The organism is Bacillus sp. TH50 (assembly GCF_016650565.1).
Taxonomy (GTDB): domain Bacteria; phylum Bacillota; class Bacilli; order Bacillales; family Bacillaceae_G; genus Bacillus_A; species Bacillus_A mycoides.
The window spans coordinates 1,385,156-1,407,008 of record NZ_JAEKFM010000007.1; the positions used below are offsets into that span (position 1 = coordinate 1,385,156).

The 21,853-nt window shown below is 34.3% G+C and carries 24 protein-coding genes and 1 pseudogene; 16 read left to right on the forward strand and 9 right to left on the reverse strand.

Annotated features, from left to right (window positions below; translation table 11 throughout):
* Positions 1–12: 12 nt before the first annotated feature.
* The gene (locus JFU23_RS24275) at positions 13–906 is read right to left on the reverse strand and encodes a LysR family transcriptional regulator (protein WP_201032877.1); all 894 of its coding nucleotides are present in this window, start codon (positions 904–906) and stop codon (positions 13–15) included.
* Positions 907–1,067: 161 nt separating this feature from the next.
* On the opposite strand from JFU23_RS24275, the gene JFU23_RS24280 reads away from it, so the two are divergent.
* From JFU23_RS24280 to JFU23_RS24300, 5 genes are read left to right on the forward strand one after another with little or no spacing between them, the layout of a single operon-like run.
* Positions 1,068–2,060 (forward strand): ABC transporter ATP-binding protein, encoded by a 993-nt coding sequence (locus JFU23_RS24280; protein WP_002126662.1) that lies wholly within the window; start codon positions 1,068–1,070, stop codon positions 2,058–2,060.
* A complete protein-coding gene (locus tag JFU23_RS24285) occupies positions 2,038–3,063 on the forward strand; it encodes an ABC transporter substrate-binding protein (RefSeq protein ID WP_201032879.1) in 1,026 nt (341 codons plus the stop codon). The genes JFU23_RS24280 and JFU23_RS24285 overlap by 23 nt, the downstream gene beginning before the upstream one ends.
* A 12-nt stretch (positions 3,064–3,075) precedes the next feature.
* Positions 3,076–4,746, forward strand: coding sequence for an ABC transporter permease (locus JFU23_RS24290; RefSeq protein WP_201032881.1), 1,671 nt, complete (start codon positions 3,076–3,078; stop codon positions 4,744–4,746).
* Positions 4,743–6,005 carry an MBL fold metallo-hydrolase gene (locus tag JFU23_RS24295; protein WP_201032887.1) on the forward strand — a complete coding sequence of 421 codons (1,263 nt, stop codon included), beginning with the start codon at positions 4,743–4,745 and terminating at the stop codon, positions 6,003–6,005. Before JFU23_RS24290 ends, JFU23_RS24295 begins: the two co-directional genes overlap by 4 nt.
* A gap of 20 nt (positions 6,006–6,025) precedes the next feature.
* Positions 6,026–6,859 carry a hypothetical protein gene (locus JFU23_RS24300; protein ID WP_016103090.1) on the forward strand — a complete coding sequence of 278 codons (834 nt, stop codon included), beginning with the start codon at positions 6,026–6,028 and terminating at the stop codon, positions 6,857–6,859.
* A 53-nt stretch (positions 6,860–6,912) separates the two neighbouring features.
* Here the strand turns inward: JFU23_RS24300 and JFU23_RS24305 are convergent, their stop codons facing one another.
* Positions 6,913–7,335, reverse strand: coding sequence for a YfmQ family protein (locus JFU23_RS24305; RefSeq protein ID WP_201032889.1), 423 nt, complete (start codon positions 7,333–7,335; stop codon positions 6,913–6,915).
* Positions 7,336–7,466: 131 nt separating this feature from the next.
* On the opposite strand from JFU23_RS24305, the gene JFU23_RS24310 reads away from it, so the two are divergent.
* The 6 genes from JFU23_RS24310 (at position 7,467) to JFU23_RS24335 (ending at position 10,959) form a co-directional block, all read left to right on the forward strand.
* Positions 7,467–7,583: a hypothetical protein gene (locus JFU23_RS24310; protein WP_002031004.1), complete on the forward strand. Its 117-nt coding sequence runs from the start codon at positions 7,467–7,469 to the stop codon at positions 7,581–7,583.
* Positions 7,584–7,648: 65 nt separating this feature from the next.
* Positions 7,649–7,810 carry a hypothetical protein gene (locus JFU23_RS24315; RefSeq protein ID WP_000109008.1) on the forward strand — a complete coding sequence of 54 codons (162 nt, stop codon included), beginning with the start codon at positions 7,649–7,651 and terminating at the stop codon, positions 7,808–7,810.
* Between the two features lie 161 nt (positions 7,811–7,971).
* The gene (locus tag JFU23_RS24320; protein WP_002193122.1) at positions 7,972–8,607 is read left to right on the forward strand and encodes a cupin domain-containing protein; all 636 of its coding nucleotides are present in this window, start codon (positions 7,972–7,974) and stop codon (positions 8,605–8,607) included.
* A 100-nt stretch (positions 8,608–8,707) separates the two neighbouring features.
* On the forward strand, positions 8,708–9,799 hold the full coding sequence (locus tag JFU23_RS24325; protein WP_201032891.1) for a serine hydrolase: 1,092 nt from the start codon (positions 8,708–8,710) through the stop codon (positions 9,797–9,799).
* Positions 9,800–9,922: 123 nt separating this feature from the next.
* A complete protein-coding gene (locus JFU23_RS24330) occupies positions 9,923–10,498 on the forward strand; it encodes a histidine phosphatase family protein (protein ID WP_201032893.1) in 576 nt (191 codons plus the stop codon).
* 89 nt (positions 10,499–10,587) lie between these two features.
* The gene (locus tag JFU23_RS24335) at positions 10,588–10,959 is read left to right on the forward strand and encodes a hypothetical protein (RefSeq protein WP_000461762.1); all 372 of its coding nucleotides are present in this window, start codon (positions 10,588–10,590) and stop codon (positions 10,957–10,959) included.
* A gap of 39 nt (positions 10,960–10,998) precedes the next feature.
* Here the strand turns inward: JFU23_RS24335 and JFU23_RS24340 are convergent.
* The 3 genes and pseudogenes from JFU23_RS24340 to JFU23_RS24350 all read right to left on the reverse strand — a co-directional run bounded on the left by JFU23_RS24340 (position 10,999) and on the right by JFU23_RS24350 (position 12,594).
* Positions 10,999–11,919: pseudogene (locus JFU23_RS24340) on the reverse strand (alpha/beta fold hydrolase).
* Positions 11,871–12,200, reverse strand: a complete 330-nt coding sequence (locus tag JFU23_RS24345; RefSeq protein ID WP_002086410.1) for a DUF3147 family protein — start codon at positions 12,198–12,200, stop codon at positions 11,871–11,873. The pseudogene JFU23_RS24340 and the gene JFU23_RS24345 overlap by 49 nt, the downstream one beginning before the upstream one ends.
* Entirely contained in the window at positions 12,184–12,594 is a 411-nt protein-coding gene (locus JFU23_RS24350; RefSeq protein ID WP_002030991.1) for a MarR family winged helix-turn-helix transcriptional regulator, read from the reverse strand. The genes JFU23_RS24345 and JFU23_RS24350 overlap by 17 nt, the downstream gene beginning before the upstream one ends.
* A gap of 124 nt (positions 12,595–12,718) precedes the next feature.
* Here JFU23_RS24350 and JFU23_RS24355 point away from each other — a divergent pair, with 124 nt between their 5' ends.
* Positions 12,719–13,546, forward strand: a complete 828-nt coding sequence (locus JFU23_RS24355) for a PP2C family serine/threonine-protein phosphatase (RefSeq protein WP_002012083.1) — start codon at positions 12,719–12,721, stop codon at positions 13,544–13,546.
* 46 nt (positions 13,547–13,592) lie between these two features.
* Here JFU23_RS24355 and asnB read toward each other — a convergent pair whose 3' ends face one another.
* Positions 13,593–15,416, reverse strand: coding sequence for an asparagine synthase (glutamine-hydrolyzing) (gene asnB / locus JFU23_RS24360; RefSeq protein WP_201032895.1), 1,824 nt, complete (start codon positions 15,414–15,416; stop codon positions 13,593–13,595).
* A 268-nt stretch (positions 15,417–15,684) separates the two neighbouring features.
* Between asnB and JFU23_RS24365 the strand changes: the two genes are divergently transcribed.
* Both JFU23_RS24365 and JFU23_RS24370 read left to right on the forward strand, forming a co-directional pair.
* Positions 15,685–16,251, forward strand: coding sequence for a sigma-70 family RNA polymerase sigma factor (locus tag JFU23_RS24365; protein WP_201032897.1), 567 nt, complete (start codon positions 15,685–15,687; stop codon positions 16,249–16,251).
* Positions 16,248–17,393, forward strand: coding sequence for a DUF4179 domain-containing protein (locus JFU23_RS24370; protein ID WP_201032899.1), 1,146 nt, complete (start codon positions 16,248–16,250; stop codon positions 17,391–17,393). Before JFU23_RS24365 ends, JFU23_RS24370 begins: the two co-directional genes overlap by 4 nt.
* A 39-nt stretch (positions 17,394–17,432) precedes the next feature.
* Here the strand turns inward: JFU23_RS24370 and JFU23_RS24375 are convergent, their stop codons facing one another.
* On the reverse strand, positions 17,433–18,506 hold the full coding sequence (locus JFU23_RS24375; protein WP_201032900.1) for a beta propeller repeat protein: 1,074 nt from the start codon (positions 18,504–18,506) through the stop codon (positions 17,433–17,435).
* A gap of 268 nt (positions 18,507–18,774) precedes the next feature.
* Here JFU23_RS24375 and JFU23_RS24380 point away from each other — a divergent pair, with 268 nt between their 5' ends.
* Both JFU23_RS24380 and fbpA read left to right on the forward strand, forming a co-directional pair.
* Positions 18,775–19,674 carry a cation diffusion facilitator family transporter gene (locus JFU23_RS24380; RefSeq protein WP_201032902.1) on the forward strand — a complete coding sequence of 300 codons (900 nt, stop codon included), beginning with the start codon at positions 18,775–18,777 and terminating at the stop codon, positions 19,672–19,674.
* A gap of 193 nt (positions 19,675–19,867) precedes the next feature.
* Positions 19,868–20,038, forward strand: coding sequence for a Fur-regulated basic protein FbpA (fbpA, locus tag JFU23_RS24385; protein WP_002012091.1), 171 nt, complete (start codon positions 19,868–19,870; stop codon positions 20,036–20,038).
* A 49-nt stretch (positions 20,039–20,087) separates the two neighbouring features.
* Here the strand turns inward: fbpA and JFU23_RS24390 are convergent, their stop codons facing one another.
* The gene (locus JFU23_RS24390; protein WP_201032903.1) at positions 20,088–20,759 is read right to left on the reverse strand and encodes a GntR family transcriptional regulator; all 672 of its coding nucleotides are present in this window, start codon (positions 20,757–20,759) and stop codon (positions 20,088–20,090) included.
* A 16-nt stretch (positions 20,760–20,775) separates the two neighbouring features.
* The gene (locus JFU23_RS24395; RefSeq protein ID WP_002189112.1) at positions 20,776–21,741 is read right to left on the reverse strand and encodes a DMT family transporter; all 966 of its coding nucleotides are present in this window, start codon (positions 21,739–21,741) and stop codon (positions 20,776–20,778) included.
* Between the last annotated feature and the right edge of the window lie 112 nt (positions 21,742–21,853).

The following is a 21,853-nucleotide window of genomic DNA, read 5'->3' on the forward strand; positions in this document are numbered from 1 at the left end:
AACGACAGCCTTTTAATTTTTTTCTGCAAAAGAAGTAATGCTATGTAGTAAAAAAGAAATTATTTTAGAATTCCATCTGTCCTCATGATGAATGGTATAAATATTACGCTGAAATTCAAAATCAGGGATCGGTATATAGCATAGCTCATTTCGTTGTACTTCTTGCTCAATAGCAAGTTTTGAAATAAAGGCAACCCCATTACCATGTTTTAAAATTTGTTTCATCGTTTCTAATGAATCTAGTTCAATTTCTGATTGGAATGTAATGTTATGTGCTAACGTCCATTGTGTAAGTAAATCTCTCGTTGTAGATGGGTTACGATGCAATAATATACGTTCTTTTTCGATATCTTGTAATGATACATTTGTTCTTTTAGAAAGATGATGTTCTTTGGAAAAGGCAAGAACAAGTGTATCAGGCATTACATTCATTTGTTTTAGAAGTGGTTCGTCAAACGGTGCCGCAGAAATTACCCCGAGATCAATTTCATGATTTTGTAGCATCGTTCGAATTTCAGGAGCTGTTTTTACTATGAGTGTTATTTTTATATTTGGAAATTCGCATTGAAATTGGTGAACAACTTCTGGTAAAAGATAAGTCGCGGGTACATAACTAGCACCAATTGTTATAGCGCCTTTATTAAAATCTTTAAACTCTTGTGTGACCCGCCTAGCTTCTTTCATAAGTGCATCTATTTTACAAGCATAATGATGCAATGCCTCACCAGCTTCTGTTAAGAAATACCTTCCGGAACGTAATTCAAATAAAGGCACACCAAGTTCCTCTTCTAAGCTTTTTATATGAAACGTAATAGTAGGTTGTTTAACGCCAAGTTTTTCTGCAACGATAGTAAGCTTTTTATATTTCTTAATAAGCACTACAATTTCTAATTTTAAGAGATTCATGATAAGTTGGCCCCTTTTTCTTCTAACTATAGAAAAAATCTATAGAAATAAATAGTTTATTAGAGATTTTTTAATTTAATCTTTACAGTACATTAACATTCAGTATAAAACTTCCAGATAGAATGAAAGCAGGTTAAGAATGAGGGGAGAGATGTGAAACGATGGATATTAAAATTCATGGATTAGAAAAGGCATTTGGGAAAACACAGGCGTTAAAGCCGTTACAGATTGTAATGAAAAAAGGGGAATTCACCACACTTTTAGGACCTTCAGGATGCGGGAAAACGACTTTACTTAGAATGATTGCAGGGCTTGAGGAACCGGATAAAGGTGAAATATATTTTGGAGATAAGTGCATGTATTCTTCTGCTAAAAAGATAAAAACATCTCCTCATGAGCGGAATATCGGCATGGTATTTCAAGATTTTGCTTTATGGCCGCATATGACTGTATTTGAAAATGTTGCATTTGGTTTAAGGGCTACAAAGCAAACGAATCACTTAAGAGAAAAGGTAGAAGATGCGATAAAGCGAGTTCGTTTGCAAGGTATGGAGAAAAGATATCCGCATGAACTCTCCGGTGGACAGCAGCAACGTGTCGCATTTGCTAGAGCAATTGTAACGAAACCTCATTTTATTTTGTTCGATGAACCGTTAAGTGCACTCGATGCAATTTTGCGAGAAGAAATGCGATTAGAACTTATGGACATCGTTCATTCAATTGGTTTAACGGCATTGTATGTAACACATGATCAAACAGAAGCTATGTCAATGTCAGACCAAATTATTGTCATGAAGCAGGGTGAAGTATTACAAAAAGGAACACCAGAAGACATTTATGTGAAACCGTCTCATGAATTTGTTGCAAAATTTATTGGTAAGGCAAATTGGCTTGTAGAGGGGAAAAAAATGATTCGTCCAGAGCATGTGAGCTGGACAAAAAATGACTTGTGCGAAATGTATACAGGTGAAGTTCAGCACGTTACATATGTAGGAGAACGTTATGAAGTGAAAGTAAACATGGGGACACTCGGTGTATGGACAGCTTATCACAATAGTAAGCTAAGCGTTGGTAAACCGGTATCGTTATATGTACCAAAAAAATGTATTCATCATATAGGGGGAGAATCGTATGAAGAAATTCAGTTCGCTTAAGTCTTTATTTGTATGTACTTTACTATTTTCTGCTGTAGTAACAGGTTGTAGCTCAAAGACAGGCAGTGTAGATGCAAAAAATAAAAACGCTAATGAAAAGAAAATCGTTGTATATAGTGCAGGACCAAAAGGATTAGCAGAAAAAATTCAAAAGGACTTTGAAAAGAAAACAGGGATAAAAGTAGAAATGTTTCAAGGAACAACAGGTAAGATTTTAGCAAGAATGGAGGCTGAAAAGAAAAATCCAGTCGTTGACGTTGTCGTACTTGCTTCTTTACCAGCGATGGAAGGATTAAAAAAAGATGGGCAAACGTTAGCTTATAAAGAAGCAAAACAAGCTGATAAGCTTCGTTCTGAATGGTCGGATGATAAAGGACATTATTTTGGATATAGTGCTTCAGCATTAGGAATTGTGTATAACACAAAAAATGTGAAGACAGCACCTGAAGATTGGAGCGATATAACGAAAGGAGAATGGAAAGGGAAAGTGAATCTTCCAGATCCAGCACTTTCAGGTTCAGCTTTAGACTTTGTAACAGGATATGTGAAAAAGAATGGACAAGATGGATGGAATTTATTTGAACAGCTTAAGAAAAATGAAGTTACAGTAGCTGGGGCAAACCAAGAAGCGTTAGACCCAGTTGTAACAGGTGCGAAAGATATGGTAATTGCGGGTGTTGACTATATGACGTACAGTGCAAAAGCAAAGGGTGAACCGGTTGATATCGTATATCCAAAAAGCGGAACAGTCATTAGTCCACGTGCAGCAGGCATTATGAAGGATAGTAAAAATGTAGAAGGTGCAAAAGAGTTTATTGATTATTTATTATCAGATGATGTGCAAAAACAAGTTTCTAAAGCGTATTTGTTGCCAGGTAGAAAAGATATAAAAGTTGAAAATAGACCGAATGTAGAAGAGATTCCAGTATTAAATATTGATTGGAAAACAGTTGAGAAAGAACAAGATGAAATAGCAAAACAATTTAAGAAAGTATTTCAATAAGATGGTGATTACATGGTAAATCGATTCGTATCAGTAAGACAAGTTGGAATGACAGTAGCGTTGTTACTTGTGGCGATGTTAATCGTCATTCCGCTTTTTCTCATTTTATTTTCTAGTGTATATGAAAATAGCAGTTGGAATTTTTTAAAGCCTTTTGAAGTCATGCAGAGTGGTGGATTAGCTGGGATTTTTCTAAATTCGATGCTTCTAGGTGTACTCGTTGTAATAGGAGCTACAATATTTGCGTTTCCATTGGCGTTCATTATGAGCAAAACAGATGTAGGAAAGTATAGTAAGTTAGATATTGTTTTTATGATCCCATTTATGACCCCGCCCTATATCGGATCGATGGGCTGGATTTTGTTCATGCAACCTAACGGTTATTTTGAACAATTTTTTCCGGCTTTAAAGCCGATTTCATCATCGTTTTTTAGTTTAGGCGGTATGGTTTTAATTATGAGTCTGCATTTATTCCCATTCCTTTACTTCATGTTGAAAAACACGTTACTTCATATTGGGAGTAGTAAAGAAGAAGCGGCAGCAGTTCATGGTGGAAGTTTTTTCTATCGTTTAAGAAAAATAATACTACCGTTATTGTTATCAAGTTATGTAATGGGTGCTTTACTCATTTTCGTAAAGACGATTGCTGAATTTGGAACACCAGCTACATTCGGACGTAGAATAGGATTCCATGTGTTAACATCTGAGATTCATAAATTTATCTCTAGTTGGCCGATTGATTTTGGCAGTGCCACAGCACTATCTTCTTTATTACTTAGTGCGTGTATGCTCATTTGGTATATGCAAAATGTATTGAATCGAAAGTATACATATGCAATGGTTAGTGGAAAAGGTGTGAAATCTAAAAGGTATACTTTGTCTATATTTGCGCGCGTTATAGCATGGGTTTATGTAATTGGCTTACTAATAGTAGCAATTGGAATCCCATACTTTTCTATACTTATTGCTTCTTTGTCGAAGTTAAGAGGCGGTGGCTTACATTTTAATAACTTTACAACAAGCCATTATGAAGCATTATTTACAATTGGTTCTCCGGGATTAGAAGCTTTATGGAACAGTTTTCTTTTTTCACTCGTAACGGCGATTGTTGCTGTAATTATTGGCGTATTTTTGGCGCTTATGATTCGAAAGGGGAAAAAGTCCTCTGAAAAATGGCTTGATATGTGCGGCATGTTACCGAATATGGTACCAGGAATAGTGATGGTTGTAGGGCTTATTTTATTTTGGAATTCACCCTATATGCCTATGTCAATTTACAATACACCAGTCATGGTTATCGTAACGTATGTTGTTCTCTTTTTACCTTATACGGTGCAGTATGTAAAAGCATCGCTCGGACAAATTGATGATTCTCTTGTACAGGCAGGAAGTATTTTTTCTAGGAATTATATTTATATTTTTAGAAAAATAATATTGCCGCTTATTATTCCAGGAATTCTTGCTGGATGGGCGATGACATTTACGATTTCGATAAGAGAGTTAGTAGCATCGCTTCTCGTACTACCTCCATCAGTAGAAACGTCAGCAACGTTTATTTTTGCTCAATTTGAACAAGGAGAAGTATCTATAGGAATGGCAATGGCTGTTGTTTCTGTTGGGCTTACAACAATGTGCTTATTACTTCTGCAACATATGGAGCAAAAACGAAAAGGGGTAGCATGATGAGGATGGAAGTATGGGGAGGAGCGGGAGAATACGGTCGTTCCTGCTATTTTGTAAAAAATAAAGAGACAAAAATAGTATTTGATTGTGGTATTAATCGATCATATGAGGATAGTTATCCTAAAATAGAAAGAGAAGTTGTTCCATGTTTGGATGCAGTATTTTTATCACATATTCATGAAGACCATACGATGGGTTTACCTTTATTGACGAAGTATGGATATAAGAAAAAAATTTGGACGACTCGTTATACGAAGGAGCAACTTCCAGCTTATTTTGAAAAATGGGGAAACTACAATCTTTCAAAAGGGTGGAATTTACCTTATAACGATCAAAATATTAAAGATCTAAATTATGTATGTATTGATGAGATTAGTAATCCAAATGAATGGATACAGATTACACCAACGTTGCGGTTTCAATGGGGGTATAGTGGGCATGTATTAGGAGCTGTTTGGTTTTTAGTGGATATGTGTAATACATACGTATTTTATTCTGGTGATTATTCAGCAGAATCTAATATACTACGAGCTAATTTACCTGAAAATTTGCGAAGCGATATAAAAATTGCAATTGTAGATGCCGCTTATCACACTGATGATGTTTCACAAAAGGAACGAGTAGACGAATTATGTGCAGAAATTGAAAGAGTTGCTCAAAATAAAGGAACGGCATTACTACCACTGCCCTCACTTGGTAGGGCGCAAGATATAGTATTGTATTTATATGAACGATATAAAGAGTTTCCGCTTATAGTAGATAAAGAAATTTTGGTTGGTTTTGAAGAAATGTTCATATATAAAGATTGGCTAAAAAATAATGAAAAACTTGAACGGGTTGTGGAGGATTTAAAAAGAAACATAATAGTTATGGATAAGGAAATTTGTATGCAAAATAGTTACGGAATAGTTGTAATGAGTGATGCGAATATGCAAACGAAACGAGCACAGTTGTATTATGAACAACTTCGGCATGAAGAACGAAATTCGATTATCTTTACTGGACATATTGCTAAAGGAAGTTTTGCAGAAAAAGTTTTGAAGGAACGTGTAGGTAAAGAATGTAGGGTGAAGCGAGTTCCATATAAAGTTCATCAAAGTATAAGTGACGTTAAGGAAATGTTAAATACACTATTACCAGAACATACGGTGTTAGTACATGCTTTGAAAGAGGATACGGATCGATTACAACAAAAGCTAAGCACAGCAGGATATGAAAATGTGTATTCGCTTACTCTGGAACGTATAGAAGTAATTTAAAATGTAAAGGAGATCGGTATATGAAAAAGGTATTTGTATTCGTAAGTATTTTCTTTTGTTGTTTCCTTTATCATGTTAAGGAAGGGTTTGCTGCTAGTCCAATGAAACCTAGTTTTGAAGTGAAGTTATTATTAAAGCCAGAACAAGTATTAGGTTATAACAAAGAGATGAAGCAAGAGGTACTAGAACATTTCCAGGCTGGTACAAATTATGAAAGAATACAGGTGCAATTTTTAGATACAGCAAATAAAAATTTAAGTAATGAAGGTTGGTTTGCGAGAATTCGAAAGAAAGAATTTAGTAAAGATTTTGAACTAACATATAAAAAAAGATATCCTATTCAAAATGGTGTAATTCAAGAAGCACTAGAAGTGGCTAAAAAGGATGGATTTGATAGTAAAACTGATAATTATGAGGCGGAAATAGATTGGGGATTTGAGAAGAAAACGTTAAGTATTTCAAATAAGAAAAGTTACAGTGCTAAAGGATATGGAGTACTTGATTTACCAAACGAACGAGTTGCTCAAAACATGTTAATAGAAAAGTTGCCAGGGAAAATGAACAAATGGTTGTATACGAATTGGGGAGAAGAAATGCTCAAGAATTCTCGTATTTATGGTCCTGTATTAATGAAACGGTATACAGGTGAATTTGAAAATATAAAAACGAATATTGAAATTTGGCCATTAAGTAATACCGGGAAAATAGAAGATGACTTCGTAATAGAAGTGTCGTTTAAAACAAATGAGGAAAGTATCGCGACAAAACAAAGAGAATTATTAATGGCGAGTATAGAGAAAAAAGGATGGTTGTTACCGAAAGATAGTTTGAAGACAGAGCTTATTTTTCAGTAAATAGGAAAGAAGGAATCCATGTGCCATGGATTCCTTCTTCTAATATATGAGTATTAAGCTAAATCAGCTGACACGAACATATCATTATTTTGAAGGTTTTTAGAGCGTAAACTATAAGCAACTACCTTCTTTTTATGTTGTTTTACTACATCAACATGCTCTTCATGACTATAAATATAAAATGTAAAATCTTTTTTGCCACGTTTTGCATTGATAATTAAAGGAGTGCCTTCATTGTGTGGTGGTGCATAATAGCGATCTAAAAATAATCCTTCGTTAAAATCATGAATAATTTTGGATTTCTTTTCGCCTTTTAAGTTATTTCCATTGATTGTAACAGTCACATTCTCTTCTTCAAGTTGTGGATGTGTTTCGTACTTGCTAATAATGGATTCAATAGCAGAGTTAGGAAGGCTAGAAACAATAATTTTAAATGCTCCAAATACAACTAACATTACAATAAACCAAGTCGTCATAGTATTTCATCCCCTTTATCTCACAGTAACGGTCCGTAAAATCCTGGTTGGTGCGGGCTAATAATCAGTGTGGGATAGATACCCCGTACTGACTAAAATTTCACTTTATCCTATTTAACAATATAACTCATGTGGCAATAGTACATATGGTGAAGTTTTGTATAATTTGTGAAAAATATTCCATTTTTATGAACGAAATATTAGAAAAATCAATTTTGTTACAAAAAGTTGAAATCGAAGTATTTTAAAAGAAAAAGGTTTATAATAAAAATATAACTAATAACAACATTACTAATTATAAGGAAGTGTAACTATGAGTACTGTAACAATCGTATATGGTATTATTCTTTCTACAATTATTGTTTTATTTATTGTCGGGGTATCGCGTTATATTCATAAGTGGAAAGAAGGAGTTGCGAAATTAAATCACATTGAAGAAGAACTTAGTGATTTAATGTTACATCATGGTAAGTAAAAAGTTTATTTTTTAACTAAATAATGTGAAAAAAATCACAAAACATGCTCTCATCATGAAGGCATGTTTTTTTGTTATGTGAATGATAGGCACATTCATACATTTTTTCCATACGATACAGTGTGAAAGTAGAAATGTTCGGAGTGGAAAAGAGGGATAAAATGAGTAGTTCAGGCTATGTTCCAGATAATAAAAATTTAAAGAAAAGCTCAGGAACTCCAAACCTTTTCTTTGATTCGAGAAAAAATGTCTTTTTTAAAAGAGATGAGAAAAACGTTGCATATGAAGTTACCTCAACGCAGTTACCTGCGATGATAGGAGGGGCGTTTGTTGATTTGTTTATGACAAAAGGGCATATGCGGGAACCACATTGGCATCCGAATGCGTGGGAATTAGATGTTGTTGTATCAGGAGAAGCAGTTACATCCATTTTAAATCCCGAAACGAATCAATTGCAAAATTATCATGTGAAAGCGGGGCAAACTGTCTTTATTCCAATGGGATGGTGGCATTGGATTACAGCGGTAACAGAAGAAGTACAATTACATTTGTTCTTCAATAACGATCAGTTTGAAACAGCAGAGGGGTCAGACATACTTAGATTAACACCGCCAGAAGTATTTCAAGCTGCATACGGTGTAAGTGCAGAAAAATTAGGAAAGGACCTTTCGCCAATTAAGGAGTCAGTTGTAATTGGTCCTCCTAACTCAAATCGACTAAATAGCGTTAAAGAAAGTGACGACTCAAATATAGTTGTTACGTTAAATGGACAAATAACATCATGTGAAATAGAGTAACTCTTTCTTTTTTTAGGAAGAGTTACTCTGTTTTGTATAATTTTGTATTTTTATTCGTTATAATTATTATATAGAAGGGAATTTATAGAGGGGGCATATTGTGAACATATTAAAGATTATAGGAATTGTTGCAGGAGTCATTATAGTAGCCGTTATAGCTTTCTTTTTTATTATGAAGTACTATTTGTCAAAAGAGGATCCTGATTACGTATTAAACTACATAAAAGAACATAAAGGTGATGAAACGTGTTCATTACTAATTAGAAAAAATGGGGAAGTATTAACATCTATAAATGAAAATGTAAAATTGCCATTAGCGAGTACGGCAAAAATCGTCATAGCAGTTGAATTTGCTAAGCAAGTGTCAGAAGGAAAAATAAGTCGAGATGAACAAATTTCATTGCAGGATTTAGAAAAATATTATGTTAAAAACACTGATGGTGGAGCGCATCCTGACTGGTTAGAAGATTCAAAAGTAAGAGAGTTAGTGCAAAATGGACAGATTACTTTAGAAGAAGTGGCTAAAGGGATGATTCATTATAGTTCTAATGCGAATACAACGTATTTGTTAGATAAGCTTAGAATAGAAAGAGTAAATGATAGCTTAAAAGAGTTAGAACTTACTAGTCATGACAAGTTCTCTTCGTATACTGCTTCACTATATATGAGAGGGTATGTAGAAAAGGAGCTTAATGAGCCAGAAAATCAATCGTTAGAAATGATACGTAACATGTCTAATGATGAATATAATAAACACGTGTTACAAATACATGAATGGATGAAAGATGAAGGTGAATGGAAGAAACGTGATATACCATTAAAAATAGATATGGAATTCCAGCGTATTTGGTCAGATCGATTAGTGAGTGCAAATGCTAAAGATTATTTGAGTTTAATGGAAAAGATAAATAGTAGAAATTATTTTCCAAAATCAATGCAAGATGAAATTGATAATGTTTTTAAAGGAACAGTTGAAAATAGTAAGTTGGAATATGCTGGTCAAAAAGGTGGTTCTACCGCATTCGTATTGACAAAAAGTTTGTATACTACAGATAAGAAAGGGAATAAGGTAGAAGTTGTAATTATGTTTAACGATATAGAAGATCAAGTTGCATATCAAAAGCTGAGAAATAATATAGATTATTTTATTCAAGATGCTATAACAGATGAAGAATTCAGAAAAAAGTTATAATGGAATAATTTTATTATGTAAACAAAAGAGCGCTTTTTAAAAGGCGCTCTTTTCTATTCATGATACAGGATTTCCTATTTACTGCATGGAATATAGATTGAAACTAAGAAAGGCAGTTGAATAATGACTACAGTATATTTCGTTCGCCACGCTCACTCTACATATACAAAGGAAGAAAGGGAACGTCCCTTATCTGAAGAAGGAGAGATTGATGCAGGTAATGTAACAAGTTTGTTAAAGGATAAAAAAATTGATGTTGTTATTTCTAGCCCGTATAAAAGGGCGATTCAAACCGTGCAAGGAATTGCGAATACATATAATTTATCAATACAACTGGAAGAAGATTTACGGGAAAGGTTATTAAGTAAAGAGCCAGTAACAGATTTTAACGATGCTATTCAGAAGGTATGGGAAGACTGGACTTTTGCATACGAAGGCGGAGAATCAAATGATGTAGCGCAAAGACGCGCTGTAATATGTATGCAAAGTATATTAAAAAAATATAAAGGTAAGAATATTGTAATAGGTACTCATGGGAATATTATGGTATTACTAATGAATTATTTTGATTCGAAATATGGTTTTCAGTTTTGGAAAACCCTTCATATGCCTGATGTGTATAAATTAACTTTTGATAATAATTGTTTCAGTTCTGCTGAAAGAATACAGTCTACAGATTATCAGATAAATAATTTGTAAAAGTTTATCAAAAAAAGAGGAAAGGGAGAAGGTATTGTAGAAGTATGACTTTGTAACATAAAAAATATTGGTTAAAGGAGGCTGTTTACATGTTTGAGAAAGAGAAAGAAGGGCTTATTGAAGTTCACAACGTATATGAAATCGCACCAGCAGATGGAGCAATTATAGGTATGGCAACGGAAGAAGAAATGGAGATTGCTGCTGAACTGGAGTTACAGTACTATGCCCATTCTCGTTTATTAGAAGCAAATATTCAGTTAGACGGTTCCTCCTATAAAGAGTTACTTCAGGAGTTCCAGGAGTACGAAAGAAAATCAATGAACTTTTGGAGAGCAATACATAAACGTTTAGCTGTGCCGTGGGCATGGGTACTACGTATTGATGTTGCGAACGGTCCTATATATGTAAGCAATGGGAGTTCGTATTATGAAGAAGTCGATGATGAAGAAGACTATGAATAGATAAGTAAGGAAGCAGCTTTAGTTGCTTCCTTTTTTTATTTACAATAAGTGAATGGCTTCAATGATAGCATCTGGACGATCGTTTTCTATCCCGTGACTAGCATGTTCAGCCAAAATGTATTGGCTGTTTATTGAGAGATTTAATTGTTCACGAATAAGTTCTTGCCACATATCTTCAAGTTGTGTAGCTTCTTCTTTTGGCATACCGCCCTCAATCAATTGAGCAATAGAATATTGAGGATCTCTACCGATAACGATTAATGGTATTTCTAATGTTTTATGTTGTTTTTTTATTGAGCGAGCACAATTTTTCCACTCGGACAGTTCAGAAGCTGTCGCTTTATATAAGGAAGGAGATGTAGAAAATTTGATATGCTGTTTTGTTGTATTGACGAGCATAGGTTTTAGTTCAGTATAAAGCGCGTCTGCATCCATGTTGGAGTAGGTATGATATTTTTGTAGCCACATATCATCAGAATCAGTTTGATCAGAAACTGGTAAATGAAGCTCATCTAATCGGTGTAAGTTCATGGAAGTAGAATCAACTAAAAGAAGTGCTTGCAGCCTATCTTCATGTAACATTGCAAAATGTTGTGCACATAACCCTCCATAGGAATGGCCGATTAGAATGATTGGCTTGTGAATATGGAGTTTGTTTAGTAACATATGTAGTTCCTTTGTAACTTGCCTTGCTGTACGTGGAGTATTTCCTAGCTCACTTTTTCCGTAACCTGGGCGATGGTATGAAACAACTGTAAAGTGTTGTGAAAGCTCTTCTATAATAGGGAGCCAATCATAAAATGATCAAGTCATTCCTGTTTGAATGACTACAGTTTGTTTACTGTTACCTCTTATATATACTTCTACAGTTTGTCCAAATATCTCTATTGATCTATTAATAGTAATTCCCCCTAAGCTTGAAATACTTTTTGGCAAGTAAAGACGATACACCAGGCACATATGCCGAAGAGTATAGATGTACTAAGTGAAAAGGAGTTCTTTAAACCGATATAAACAATAAATAATAGTAGTGCGGATGCAGGAAATCCATATAATACGCCTAAAGCGAATTGACTTAATTCTTGTTTACTCCCACCTTCGAAAGAAATCCAAAATAGGCTTAGTAAACTAACGAGTGGAAGGGCAGCGATAAAGCCGCCTATCGTACTATAATGTTTAGCGACTTCAGTAATAACGCCGATAATAAGTGCCGAAACGATTACTTTAACGAGGAAATGCATATTTTGCCTCCTTCGCTAATAACGAAAAGGCTTTTTCAATTAATTGTTGTTCTTCTTTTGATAACTGTGATTCTAATATTTTTATCTTTTCTTTATCTAGTAAAGTATGCTTTTCTAATACTTCAATGCCTTCTTTCGTTAAAGTAAGGTTTACAACCCTTTCATCGTGTTTGTTTCTTTCTTTTATAATAAATCCTTTTTGAATAAGGCGCTTTACGTGTTCAGATGCTGTGTTATGAGAGAGACTAAGCTCAGTAGCAACTTTTCCAATTGTTATATCTTTCTCACGAGAAACGATTTGTAAAATACGAATAGCTTGGTGAGAAAGGTTGTCTTCATATTCATATCGTAAGTGATAATAAATACTTTCCCAATGTTGATTAATGTCTTTCATAATGATAAATCCTCCTATTTTTATATCGTATAGTAAGATATATTCGTTGATCCAGAAGTAAAATCCTTTTATTTTCATTAAAAATGTTGAAAAAGTTTATTTTTATTGAAATATAAGGTAATCTATGTGTAAAGGTATACATTTAGCAAGAGAGAGGATGATAGCTGTGAATACATTTAAATGGATTAGTCATGAAAAGATGTATGTAGATCAAATACATGTTGAAAAATGTGGTCCTCTTTCAGTCGGCGTATATGGAGGAAATCAAGAGAGTGATGCATATGAAAGAGGAGATGCAGTGCTAGCTTGGTGGGATCCGAAATTAGAATTTGAATTTGTTATGATTTTTGATACACATCATAAAACGAAAAATATACATTATATAATAGAAGCGATTTCAGAAAGAGAAGAAAAACTAAAAGAGTTATTTTCATACCCAATCCATTTAGCTTTTCATCATACACATATGTATTTATTAGCGTTATTTACAGATGAGCTCTTTATCGAGAAATGTGACCAAGATGATGAGGAACTTGCATGTTTAATTTGTTTACGAAAAGGCGAGTTCTTATATTGGCTATCAGTTGGTGATTGCTTCGCGTATTTATTCCATTCAGAGCAAACGAAAAATGGAAAAGGTAGGCTAAATAAGCGTAAGAACTATGAGTATATAGGAAGAAAAAATGTTTTTGCAGCGAATACACCTTGTTTTACATCAGGGGTAAGGGGATTAGAAAAAGGTCAGAATCACATTGTAATGGCAACGGATGGTATTTTAGAGTGTGATAAACTAAAGTTTGATGATGATCAATCTTTAGTAGAAATATTACACGACGGATCTTGTTTACAGATTGAGCCTGTATTAACAAATGTACTTCAGTGGAAAGGTAGAGATTGTGCCACTATTATTGGATGGTCCATCGATACTGAAAATAGACAATGTGCCAATTAATAAATGAAAGGGAGTTCAAGGGTTTTTGTCCTTGAACTCCTTTTTGTTAAGCAATATGAATATGATACGTTTTTAACCATTCATTTACTTGTAGCATATACTCCATAGCACTTCTTGCTTCAAAATTGGTAATCTTTTTGTTACTTTGATCAGCAATTGCAAGTAATATGGAATGGTTAATGAGTGAGAAAACAGGATTGTTTTTATTGCTGCACATATCAAGCGTTAAATTGCGGATTGTTTGTAAATAGTGTGGATCCTGTGAAGTAGGGTAAGCGCTTTTTCTTCTATTTCGCACATCATCAGGTAAAGCCGGTTTCAGCGCTCTACGTAAAATTCCCTTTTCAATATTATCAATACTTTTTATGTTGAAAGGAACATTCCATAAATATTCAACTAGTCTATAATCGCAAAACGGTACACGAACTTCAAATCCTACAGCCATACTCATACGGTCTTTACGGTCGAGTAAGAACGGAAGGAATCGTGTTAAAAATAAATAAAACATTTGACGTTGTTTCGCGGATTTTTTACTTTCACCTTCAAGAGTAGGTACTTCAAGAGCAGCTTCATGGAATCGTTTATTAATATACTGCTCAGGATTACATTGAGTTGTTACGTCGTTTAATAATAGAGAAGATGTGTTTTTCCAGTTTGTTAACCACGGAAACTTATCTACATATAATAGTTCTTCTTGATGAAACCAAGGATATCCCCCGAATACTTCATCAGCAGATTCTCCAGATAAAGCTACGGTTGCATCTTTTTTCATTTCGCAAAATAGTAAATAAAGTGAAGTTTCCATTTCGCCAGCACTGGGTAAATCTTTCGCGTGAAGGGGAACGAATAAGTGATTTGCTAACTCTTCAGCATTCACAATAATGTCATGATGCGATGTTCCTACATGTTCAGAAACACGTTTTACCCAAGGAGCATCTAGACCAGTGCGAGCAAATGTCAGTTCGAAATCTTTCGCGCTATTTAAAAAGTCGATTGAATATGTGTGAAGTGTTTTGTGTTCCTCTCTAAATTCTTTACCTGCCAGTGCAGTAATACCACTAGAATCTAATCCGCCTGATAACATACAAACGAGAGGAACATCGGCAATTAATTGTCTTTTTACTGTATCTTGTAAAATAGATAAAATATGTGATGATGTATCTTCAGTAGAATCTGTATGAATCTTACTTTCTAAATTCCAATACTTCTTAACTACTTTTTTATCACGTGTGAATGTTATAGAATGTCCAGCACGAACTTCTTGAATATGTTTAAAGACGCCACATCCTGGAGTTCGAAATAAGCCTAATCCAAATATTTCATTTATGCCGTCCGCATCAATTTCAGCAGGAACAGATGGATGAGCTAATAATGCTTTTATTTCAGATCCGAAAATAATACTGTCATTTCTTTCTGTATAAAAGAGTGGCTTTACGCCTAAATGATCACGTGCTAAAAACAGTTGTTGCTTCTGATCATCCCATAAGGCGAAAGCGAAAATTCCGTTTAAATGTTGTACGCAGTCTTCTTTCCATTCTAAATAAGCATGTAGTAACACTTCTGTATCTGAATGAGTTTCAAATGCATGCCCACATTTTTGAAGCTGTTCTCTCAGCTCACGAAAATTATAAATTTCTCCATTATAAGTAAGAGCATACGTATAATCACCGGCACGGAATGTTTTTGGCTGCGTCCCGCCTTCTGGGTCAATAACAATTAAACGTCGGTGTGCAAAAGCCGCATGAGGTGAAAACCAAAATCCTTCAGCATCAGGACCGCGATGCTGAATACTATTCGCCATCTTTTCTAAAATAACATGTTCATTTGAAAGATCTTTCTTCCAATCTACCCAACCTGTAATTCCACACATATAAATCTCATCTCCTAATTTAAAATTATAAAAGTAGATTAATTAAATGAAATGTACACCAGGTTAAAGAGTGTCTGCATAAATAGTGTACTACACTAATTGAATTACAGACTTGAGAAAATTTTCTTCAAGCCTATATTTATATGAGACAATGACTAAGGAAAAGTATTCCATTACATACAAAAAATAAAAAAGATGAGAGAAAATATTTTTTTAGACGTTATATAGGGTGTAAAAGCTTTTACAAAAAAATAAGGGGAATCGCTACATGAAATCAAATGAGAAAAATTTTATAAAAAGATTACAACGGCAAAAAGAAGATGCGCTAGAATTCGTTGTCGGTACATATTTACCACTTATAAAAGGAATCACGCACAAAGTTCTTCTTCCAGTTCAAAATGATGGACTCATAGAGGAATGTGTAAACGATATATTTCTTTCCATTTGGAATAACGCAAATAAATTTCATGGAGAGCCGAGTGACTTTAAAAAATGGATAGCGGCGATTGCAAAGTTTAAGGCGATTGATTATTACCGGAAAGCGACTAAAAAAGTAGAAATTATTTCAGATGAGTTTCATATAAGTACGGAAAAATCGGCAGAAGACGAATTAATTCTTATGGAAGATAGGGAAGAGTTATTGAAGCTTATTAATCAATTAGAACCGTTAGATCAAAAGGTGTTCATTATGAAATATCTTCTCGGTATGAAGACAGAGGAAATCGGTGACAAGTTAGGATTAACCAGGGCGGCGATCGATAATCGTGTGTACCGGGGGAAAAAGAAACTACAACAAAATGCTACGAATATTAGTTTTGGAGGTAGTGCAATATGAAAGACATTTATGAACTATTAAATGACATTGATATAGATGAAAAAGAACTTGAGGAAATTGAGGCTTCTGAAATTGAAAAAGAAAAAGTAAAACGCAATGTAAAACAATCGATACGTACGAAGAAAAAGATGAAAAGTTGGAAAAAAGGTGTTGCTGCTGCATCTATTTTAGTAGGATTATCGGTTGCCATGCTGGGCATCGGATTTCCTACATACGCTGGAGGATTACCAATAGTAGGTGATATATTCCGGTTTTTAGATAATGGTAGAACAGGGCTATATGAAAATTATAAAACTGATGTAGAGAAGACAACGGAGCTTCATTATAATTATAAACAATACGCAATAGTACTAAATATGATAAAAGAAAGCAATGGAATTAAGATAACGATAAATGATGCGACTTTCGATGGGAAGACAGTAGCAATAAACTATTCTATAGAAAGTAACAGAGATTTAGGCAAAAATCCAAGTACATTAGATTTTTTAACTATTAAAGGAGCAGGTGCCCAATCAGGAAGCAATAAAATTACTAAAGTCGCTGATAGAAAATATACAGGTGTAATAAAAACAAGTAGCGATCTAGTTAGTAGTAAAGAAACTACAGTGAACATTGAATGGAGTATAAAAAGTATAGATATTTTAGAAACAGAAGAAACGATAAAGGGGGATTGGAATTTTAAGATTAATCTAAGAGGAATAGAAAATAAAGAGCAATTGATTAGAGGTAGTACAGAAAAAGATGGTGTAAAAGTAAATATGGAGAGAATGGAAATAACACCAATGTCGTTTATTTTATACTACAACCAAGAAGTATCTCAAGAAATAAGGGATGTATGGGATGGAGTGGATATCGATTTAGAAGTGAGGGATGATTTAGGTAATCAGTATTCTGGGGAAGGAAATGGAGGCTCAGGTGAGGATTCTTATAATTTTAATTGGAGTAAAACATTCCAACAACTCAATGAGAATGCAACCAAGCTAATAATAACGCCTCACGTTAATTTAAGAATTCACACTCCTGAAAATTATGGTTCGGTAACAATAGTTGGAGGACAAGTAAAGGAGAGTTTCGTGTCTCGAAAACTGGGTGGTAATAAGGGTATTGTGTTAGATGATATTGTCATTGATTTAAAGAAATAAATAAAGAGACTGCCTTAAATGAAGGCAGTCTCTTTTTCGTTAAAAACTAGTAACGAGTAACGCATGCGGATGCTGCGTTTTATACTCATCTTTCCACGGAATATTTAGTTGTTCCCACGTTTCACCGCTATCAGTGGATTGAAAGACGCCATTGTTATTTAAAGTGTAAAATGTATGTGGTTCTGCTTCGTTTGTTGCAAACATTGAAATGACTGTACCAATTGCAGATGGTAGTCCTTGCTGTACTTGCTGGAAAGGAGTATCTTTCGTTTTTCGATATATATAAGATTCATAAGGAATACGGTGATGAGCAAGATCAGCACTCGGTGCAGCAGAAACGAGAATCGTATCACAATCAGCTGGATTGATAGCCATGCTGTATAAATAATGATGTTCAAGTCCTTCACTACATGAGATCCAGCTGTTTCCACTGTTATAACTTTCAAGATATGCACGATCAGGTCCGCCCATAAATCCGTCACCACATGATGCATAAAGGCGATTTGGGGCTTCAGGGTGCATGAGTAATTGATGAGCATCGATAGGAGCACCGAATTTTTTATCAATCCATGTATGCCCTTTATCATTACTTTGAATAACAGCACCAGCTTCAATTGAAACATGGATTGTATTTGGAGTGTTTGGATCAACTGTAATCCAGCGAACGTGATGGGTGAAAGGTCTAGGCGGAAAAGCCCACGTATAAGAAGATAATAATGATTTCATATTTTTAAGTTCAGTCCACGTTTCACCACCATTTTCTGAACGGAATAAAGCACTAGGCTCTGTACCTACATAAACGACACCATATCCGTTAACTTGTTCATTAGGGCTTATCGTAATGGAAGTAATCGAAGAATGTAAAATACCATCCTCTTTAGGGAAATCAAAGTAACGATATGAATCTCCAATTGGTCTCCACGAATCCCCGCCATCGTCACTTAGCCATAAACCTCGTCCAAATGTCCCGCAATATACACGATTTGTTTGGAATGGATCAACCACAATACAGGTAGGTTGCATATTTTGTAAATGATATGTGGTTTCATAGTTACCATATTGTTCTTTTACTACAACAAGTTCACGCTCCATGCAGAGAAATAGTCGTTTCAATTTTGTAACCCCCTTAAAAATTCTTTCATTAGTAAACAATATGAAAATAAAAAAGAAGTAGTCTTGTTTTTAGTTGAGAAAAAGGACTTGTTTGAAAAGTAGCGAAGTTTGTATACAGAGGAAGCGGGATAAAGTGAAACTTTAATCAGTGGGGTATTGTTCATCTTCTACGGATTAGTAGCATTCACTATCGGGCGTTAATGGGGGATAAAGATAGGGAATGTGTTTCATACTAACATACAGATATTGCACTTAAAGGAGTATTTGTATGGGACATTCACATGATCACGGTCATTCAAAAAATAAAAAGGCGTTATTAATTGCCTTCCTATTAACAACAAGCTTTATGATTGCTGAAGTTATTGGCGGATTTGTAACGAATAGCTTAGCACTATTGTCTGACGCAGGGCATATGTTAAGTGATGCAGTATCCTTAGCTTTAAGTTTACTTGCGTTCAAGCTTGGGGAAAAAACGGCAACGGCCGCGAAAACATATGGGTATAAGCGAGTCGAAATGTTAGCGGCATTATGTAATGGTGTCGTTCTTATTGTCATTTCAGTATATATTTTTATTGAAGCAATTCGTCGTTTTAAGGAACCAGTTGAAATCGTTAGTAATGGAATGCTCATTATTGCTGTGCTTGGTCTGCTTATTAATATTGTATCAGCTTGGATATTAATGAGAGGCGGAGATGTGAAAGGTAATTTAAATTTAAGAAGTGCATTCTTACATGTACTAGGGGATTTATTAGGTTCAGTTGGAGCGATTATTGCTGCGTTACTTATCAAATTTTTTGGATGGACTGCTGCAGATGCGGTTGCTAGTATTCTTGTGTCTATTTTAGTCATTATAAGTGGATGGCGTGTAACACGTGATACAGTTCATATATTAATGGAAGGTGCACCGCAGCACATAGATGCTGAAGAGGTGAAAAATACATTATTAAATATTACTATTGTAAAAGAAGTTCATGATTTACATATATGGTCTGTAACATCAGATTTTCAAGTATTAACTTGTCATCTTATTATCGAAGGTAATGAAACGCAAAGCGTATTGAAAGAAGCAACGGATGTATTAAAGGGGAAATTTCATGTAGAACATGTCACCATTCAAGTTGAAATAGAAGGTGAATTTAACCATAATGAGACAACTTGCAAAGTATGAAAGAAAAAGGGTATGAAAAAATGTCATAACATTTTTCGCGTGGCATACATATATATAATGTGGCCACAAATACTTTGTAAGGTAAATATTTCATAAGATTACTTTACTTATTAAGAATCATCTTTTATAATCAAAAGTGGTAATTGATAAAGATTATCATTTTCAATGATCGTAGAAAGGAGTTTTTTAAAAGATGAGTAGTCAACTCCGTTTTGCTGTTGAAAATCGTAAGAGACATTTAATTGATGAGTTAATTGGAGCAGGGGTGTTTAAGATTCGCGACCGACAATTATACGAGCTGTCTTTAGAGGAATTGGAAAAAGAGTACGAGCATATTGAAGATTACGCAAATATTCAGGCATAGCATATAGATTATTAAAGAAGGAGCTGGTTACATTGCGTAACCAGCTTTATTATTTCACAGAAATTATTTTTTGTATTTCTTTCATTGGACGGAGCCAGTTTTGAGACATCATTTGTTCCATTCGTTTTTCGTCCTGCTTTTGTAGTGCTTGAATTATAGAGTGATGTTCTTTAATAGATTGACTTGCAGGCACGAAGTTTTGGAAAAATAAATATTCAAGGCGTAAAATGTGAAGTTGCATATTTTCTAGAAAAGGTTCAATATATCGGTTTTTAGCAATAGAAGTAATTGTATTGTGAAATCGTATATCTAGTTCTAAAGCTTTTTTTGAATCTTTTTCATGTATAGATTGTTGAAAAGCATCATTTATCTCGGAAAGTAGTTTAATATCAGCGTCTGTAACTTTTTGAAGTGCTTGCTTTCCTATAATTGAGTGAAGACCAGCTATCGTCTCATAAATGATAGATACGTCGTCTAGCTTAATAGGCGCGATTTTCGTTTTTTGCCCAGGTACCATTTCAACTAATCCAGAAATCTCTAAAATTTGTAAAGCTTCTCTAACAGGTGTTCTGCTTACTCCTAGTGCTTCTGCCAATTCCCCATCATTTATTTTTTCATCAGGTCGTAAAACACCTTCTATAATCCAATCTTGCAGTTGATTTAAAACGAGTGACTTTGCTGAAACTCTTCCTGGTTTTTTATAATTTTGAGGGACAGGCATAGTGAATTCAATCCTTTCATTGTATATGTTTCTTTTTCGTATTAACAAGCTTTAATTTTGGTTTTCCTTTATCCGGTTTTTGGCTTAATATGAGCACCATTACAATTACACAAAAAGCACCTAATAACTGAAAAGATTGAAAGGGTACGTGCAAAATAAGCACAGAAGAAATAATAGCTGCGAGTGGTTCTGTACAGCCAAATAATGTTGTTTCTTTAGGCGTAAGGTATCTTATGCTATCTAAGTATAAATAAAATGCGATGAGTGTCCCGAAAATGACGACAAATGTAATGAGCGGGAGGGTACTTAGTTTTACATATTTCATAGTTGATAATAAAATGAATTCGTTTGTGGAAATAAAGTGTAAAATCGTTACGCCAATCCCCCCAATGATCATCCCCCATCCAACGATAACAGATGAAGACCACTTTTCTAACAATTCTTTTGAATACAAACTATAAAATGCAAGAGATAGTCCAGATAAAATGCCCCAAATGATAGCAGGTGTAGATACAGCTAAGTTATGAACAGAACCGTTTGTTAATAGGAGAAAAGTCCCTACTAATGAGAGGGTAATTGAAATATAATCAATTTTTGATGGACGAACGCTCCATTTGAAAAGTAAGTATACAGTGATAAATATAGGGGCTAAATATTGTAACAAAGTTGCAACAGCAGCGTTTCCTTCTTTAATAGAAGCGAAGTACGTGTACTGTACAGCAAGCATGCCTAAAAGACCGAACAAAATTATCTTATTTGCATCAGACTTTTGTTTCCAAATCCCAAATATTTCTTTTTTGTTCGCTCCGAATGATGACATAATGAGTAAAATAGCACCGGATATAAGCAAACGGATTGTAACTAACCATTCAGTAGAAACGTTTTCATATTGAAAAAGTTGTTGCGCAGCTGTTCCGGATAAGCCCCATAAACAAGCACCGATTACAACCATAATAATTCCTTTTAAACGATTTGAATCCATAAAATATATAAGTCCTCTTTTTTAAAAAAATATATTGGATACAATATGCAATATATCACAGAATGGAATATCAATAAACTGAAATTTCTAATTAAAAATAAAATTGTTTATC

Bases quoted from the DNA above. Each gene is read 5' to 3' on its own strand.
- JFU23_RS24275 (WP_201032877.1), bottom strand. From the start codon at position 906: ATGAATCTCTTAAAATTAGAAATTGTAGTGCTTATTAAGAAATATAAA.
- JFU23_RS24280 (WP_002126662.1), top strand. From the start codon at position 1,068: ATGGATATTAAAATTCATGGATTAGAAAAGGCATTTGGGAAAACACAG.
- JFU23_RS24285 (WP_201032879.1), top strand. From the start codon at position 2,038: ATGAAGAAATTCAGTTCGCTTAAGTCTTTATTTGTATGTACTTTACTA.
- JFU23_RS24290 (WP_201032881.1), top strand. From the start codon at position 3,076: ATGGTAAATCGATTCGTATCAGTAAGACAAGTTGGAATGACAGTAGCG.
- JFU23_RS24295 (WP_201032887.1), top strand. From the start codon at position 4,743: ATGATGAGGATGGAAGTATGGGGAGGAGCGGGAGAATACGGTCGTTCC.
- JFU23_RS24300 (WP_016103090.1), top strand. From the start codon at position 6,026: ATGAAAAAGGTATTTGTATTCGTAAGTATTTTCTTTTGTTGTTTCCTT.
- JFU23_RS24305 (WP_201032889.1), bottom strand. From the start codon at position 7,335: ATGACGACTTGGTTTATTGTAATGTTAGTTGTATTTGGAGCATTTAAA.
- JFU23_RS24315 (WP_000109008.1), top strand. From the start codon at position 7,649: ATGAGTACTGTAACAATCGTATATGGTATTATTCTTTCTACAATTATT.
- JFU23_RS24320 (WP_002193122.1), top strand. From the start codon at position 7,972: ATGAGTAGTTCAGGCTATGTTCCAGATAATAAAAATTTAAAGAAAAGC.
- JFU23_RS24330 (WP_201032893.1), top strand. From the start codon at position 9,923: ATGACTACAGTATATTTCGTTCGCCACGCTCACTCTACATATACAAAG.
- JFU23_RS24335 (WP_000461762.1), top strand. From the start codon at position 10,588: ATGTTTGAGAAAGAGAAAGAAGGGCTTATTGAAGTTCACAACGTATAT.
- JFU23_RS24345 (WP_002086410.1), bottom strand. From the start codon at position 12,200: ATGCATTTCCTCGTTAAAGTAATCGTTTCGGCACTTATTATCGGCGTT.
- JFU23_RS24350 (WP_002030991.1), bottom strand. From the start codon at position 12,594: ATGAAAGACATTAATCAACATTGGGAAAGTATTTATTATCACTTACGA.
- JFU23_RS24355 (WP_002012083.1), top strand. From the start codon at position 12,719: ATGTGTAAAGGTATACATTTAGCAAGAGAGAGGATGATAGCTGTGAAT.
- asnB (WP_201032895.1), bottom strand. From the start codon at position 15,416: ATGTGTGGAATTACAGGTTGGGTAGATTGGAAGAAAGATCTTTCAAAT.
- JFU23_RS24365 (WP_201032897.1), top strand. From the start codon at position 15,685: ATGAAATCAAATGAGAAAAATTTTATAAAAAGATTACAACGGCAAAAA.
- JFU23_RS24370 (WP_201032899.1), top strand. From the start codon at position 16,248: ATGAAAGACATTTATGAACTATTAAATGACATTGATATAGATGAAAAA.
- JFU23_RS24380 (WP_201032902.1), top strand. From the start codon at position 18,775: ATGGGACATTCACATGATCACGGTCATTCAAAAAATAAAAAGGCGTTA.
- fbpA (WP_002012091.1), top strand. From the start codon at position 19,868: ATGAGTAGTCAACTCCGTTTTGCTGTTGAAAATCGTAAGAGACATTTA.
- JFU23_RS24390 (WP_201032903.1), bottom strand. From the start codon at position 20,759: ATGCCTGTCCCTCAAAATTATAAAAAACCAGGAAGAGTTTCAGCAAAG.
- JFU23_RS24395 (WP_002189112.1), bottom strand. From the start codon at position 21,741: ATGGATTCAAATCGTTTAAAAGGAATTATTATGGTTGTAATCGGTGCT.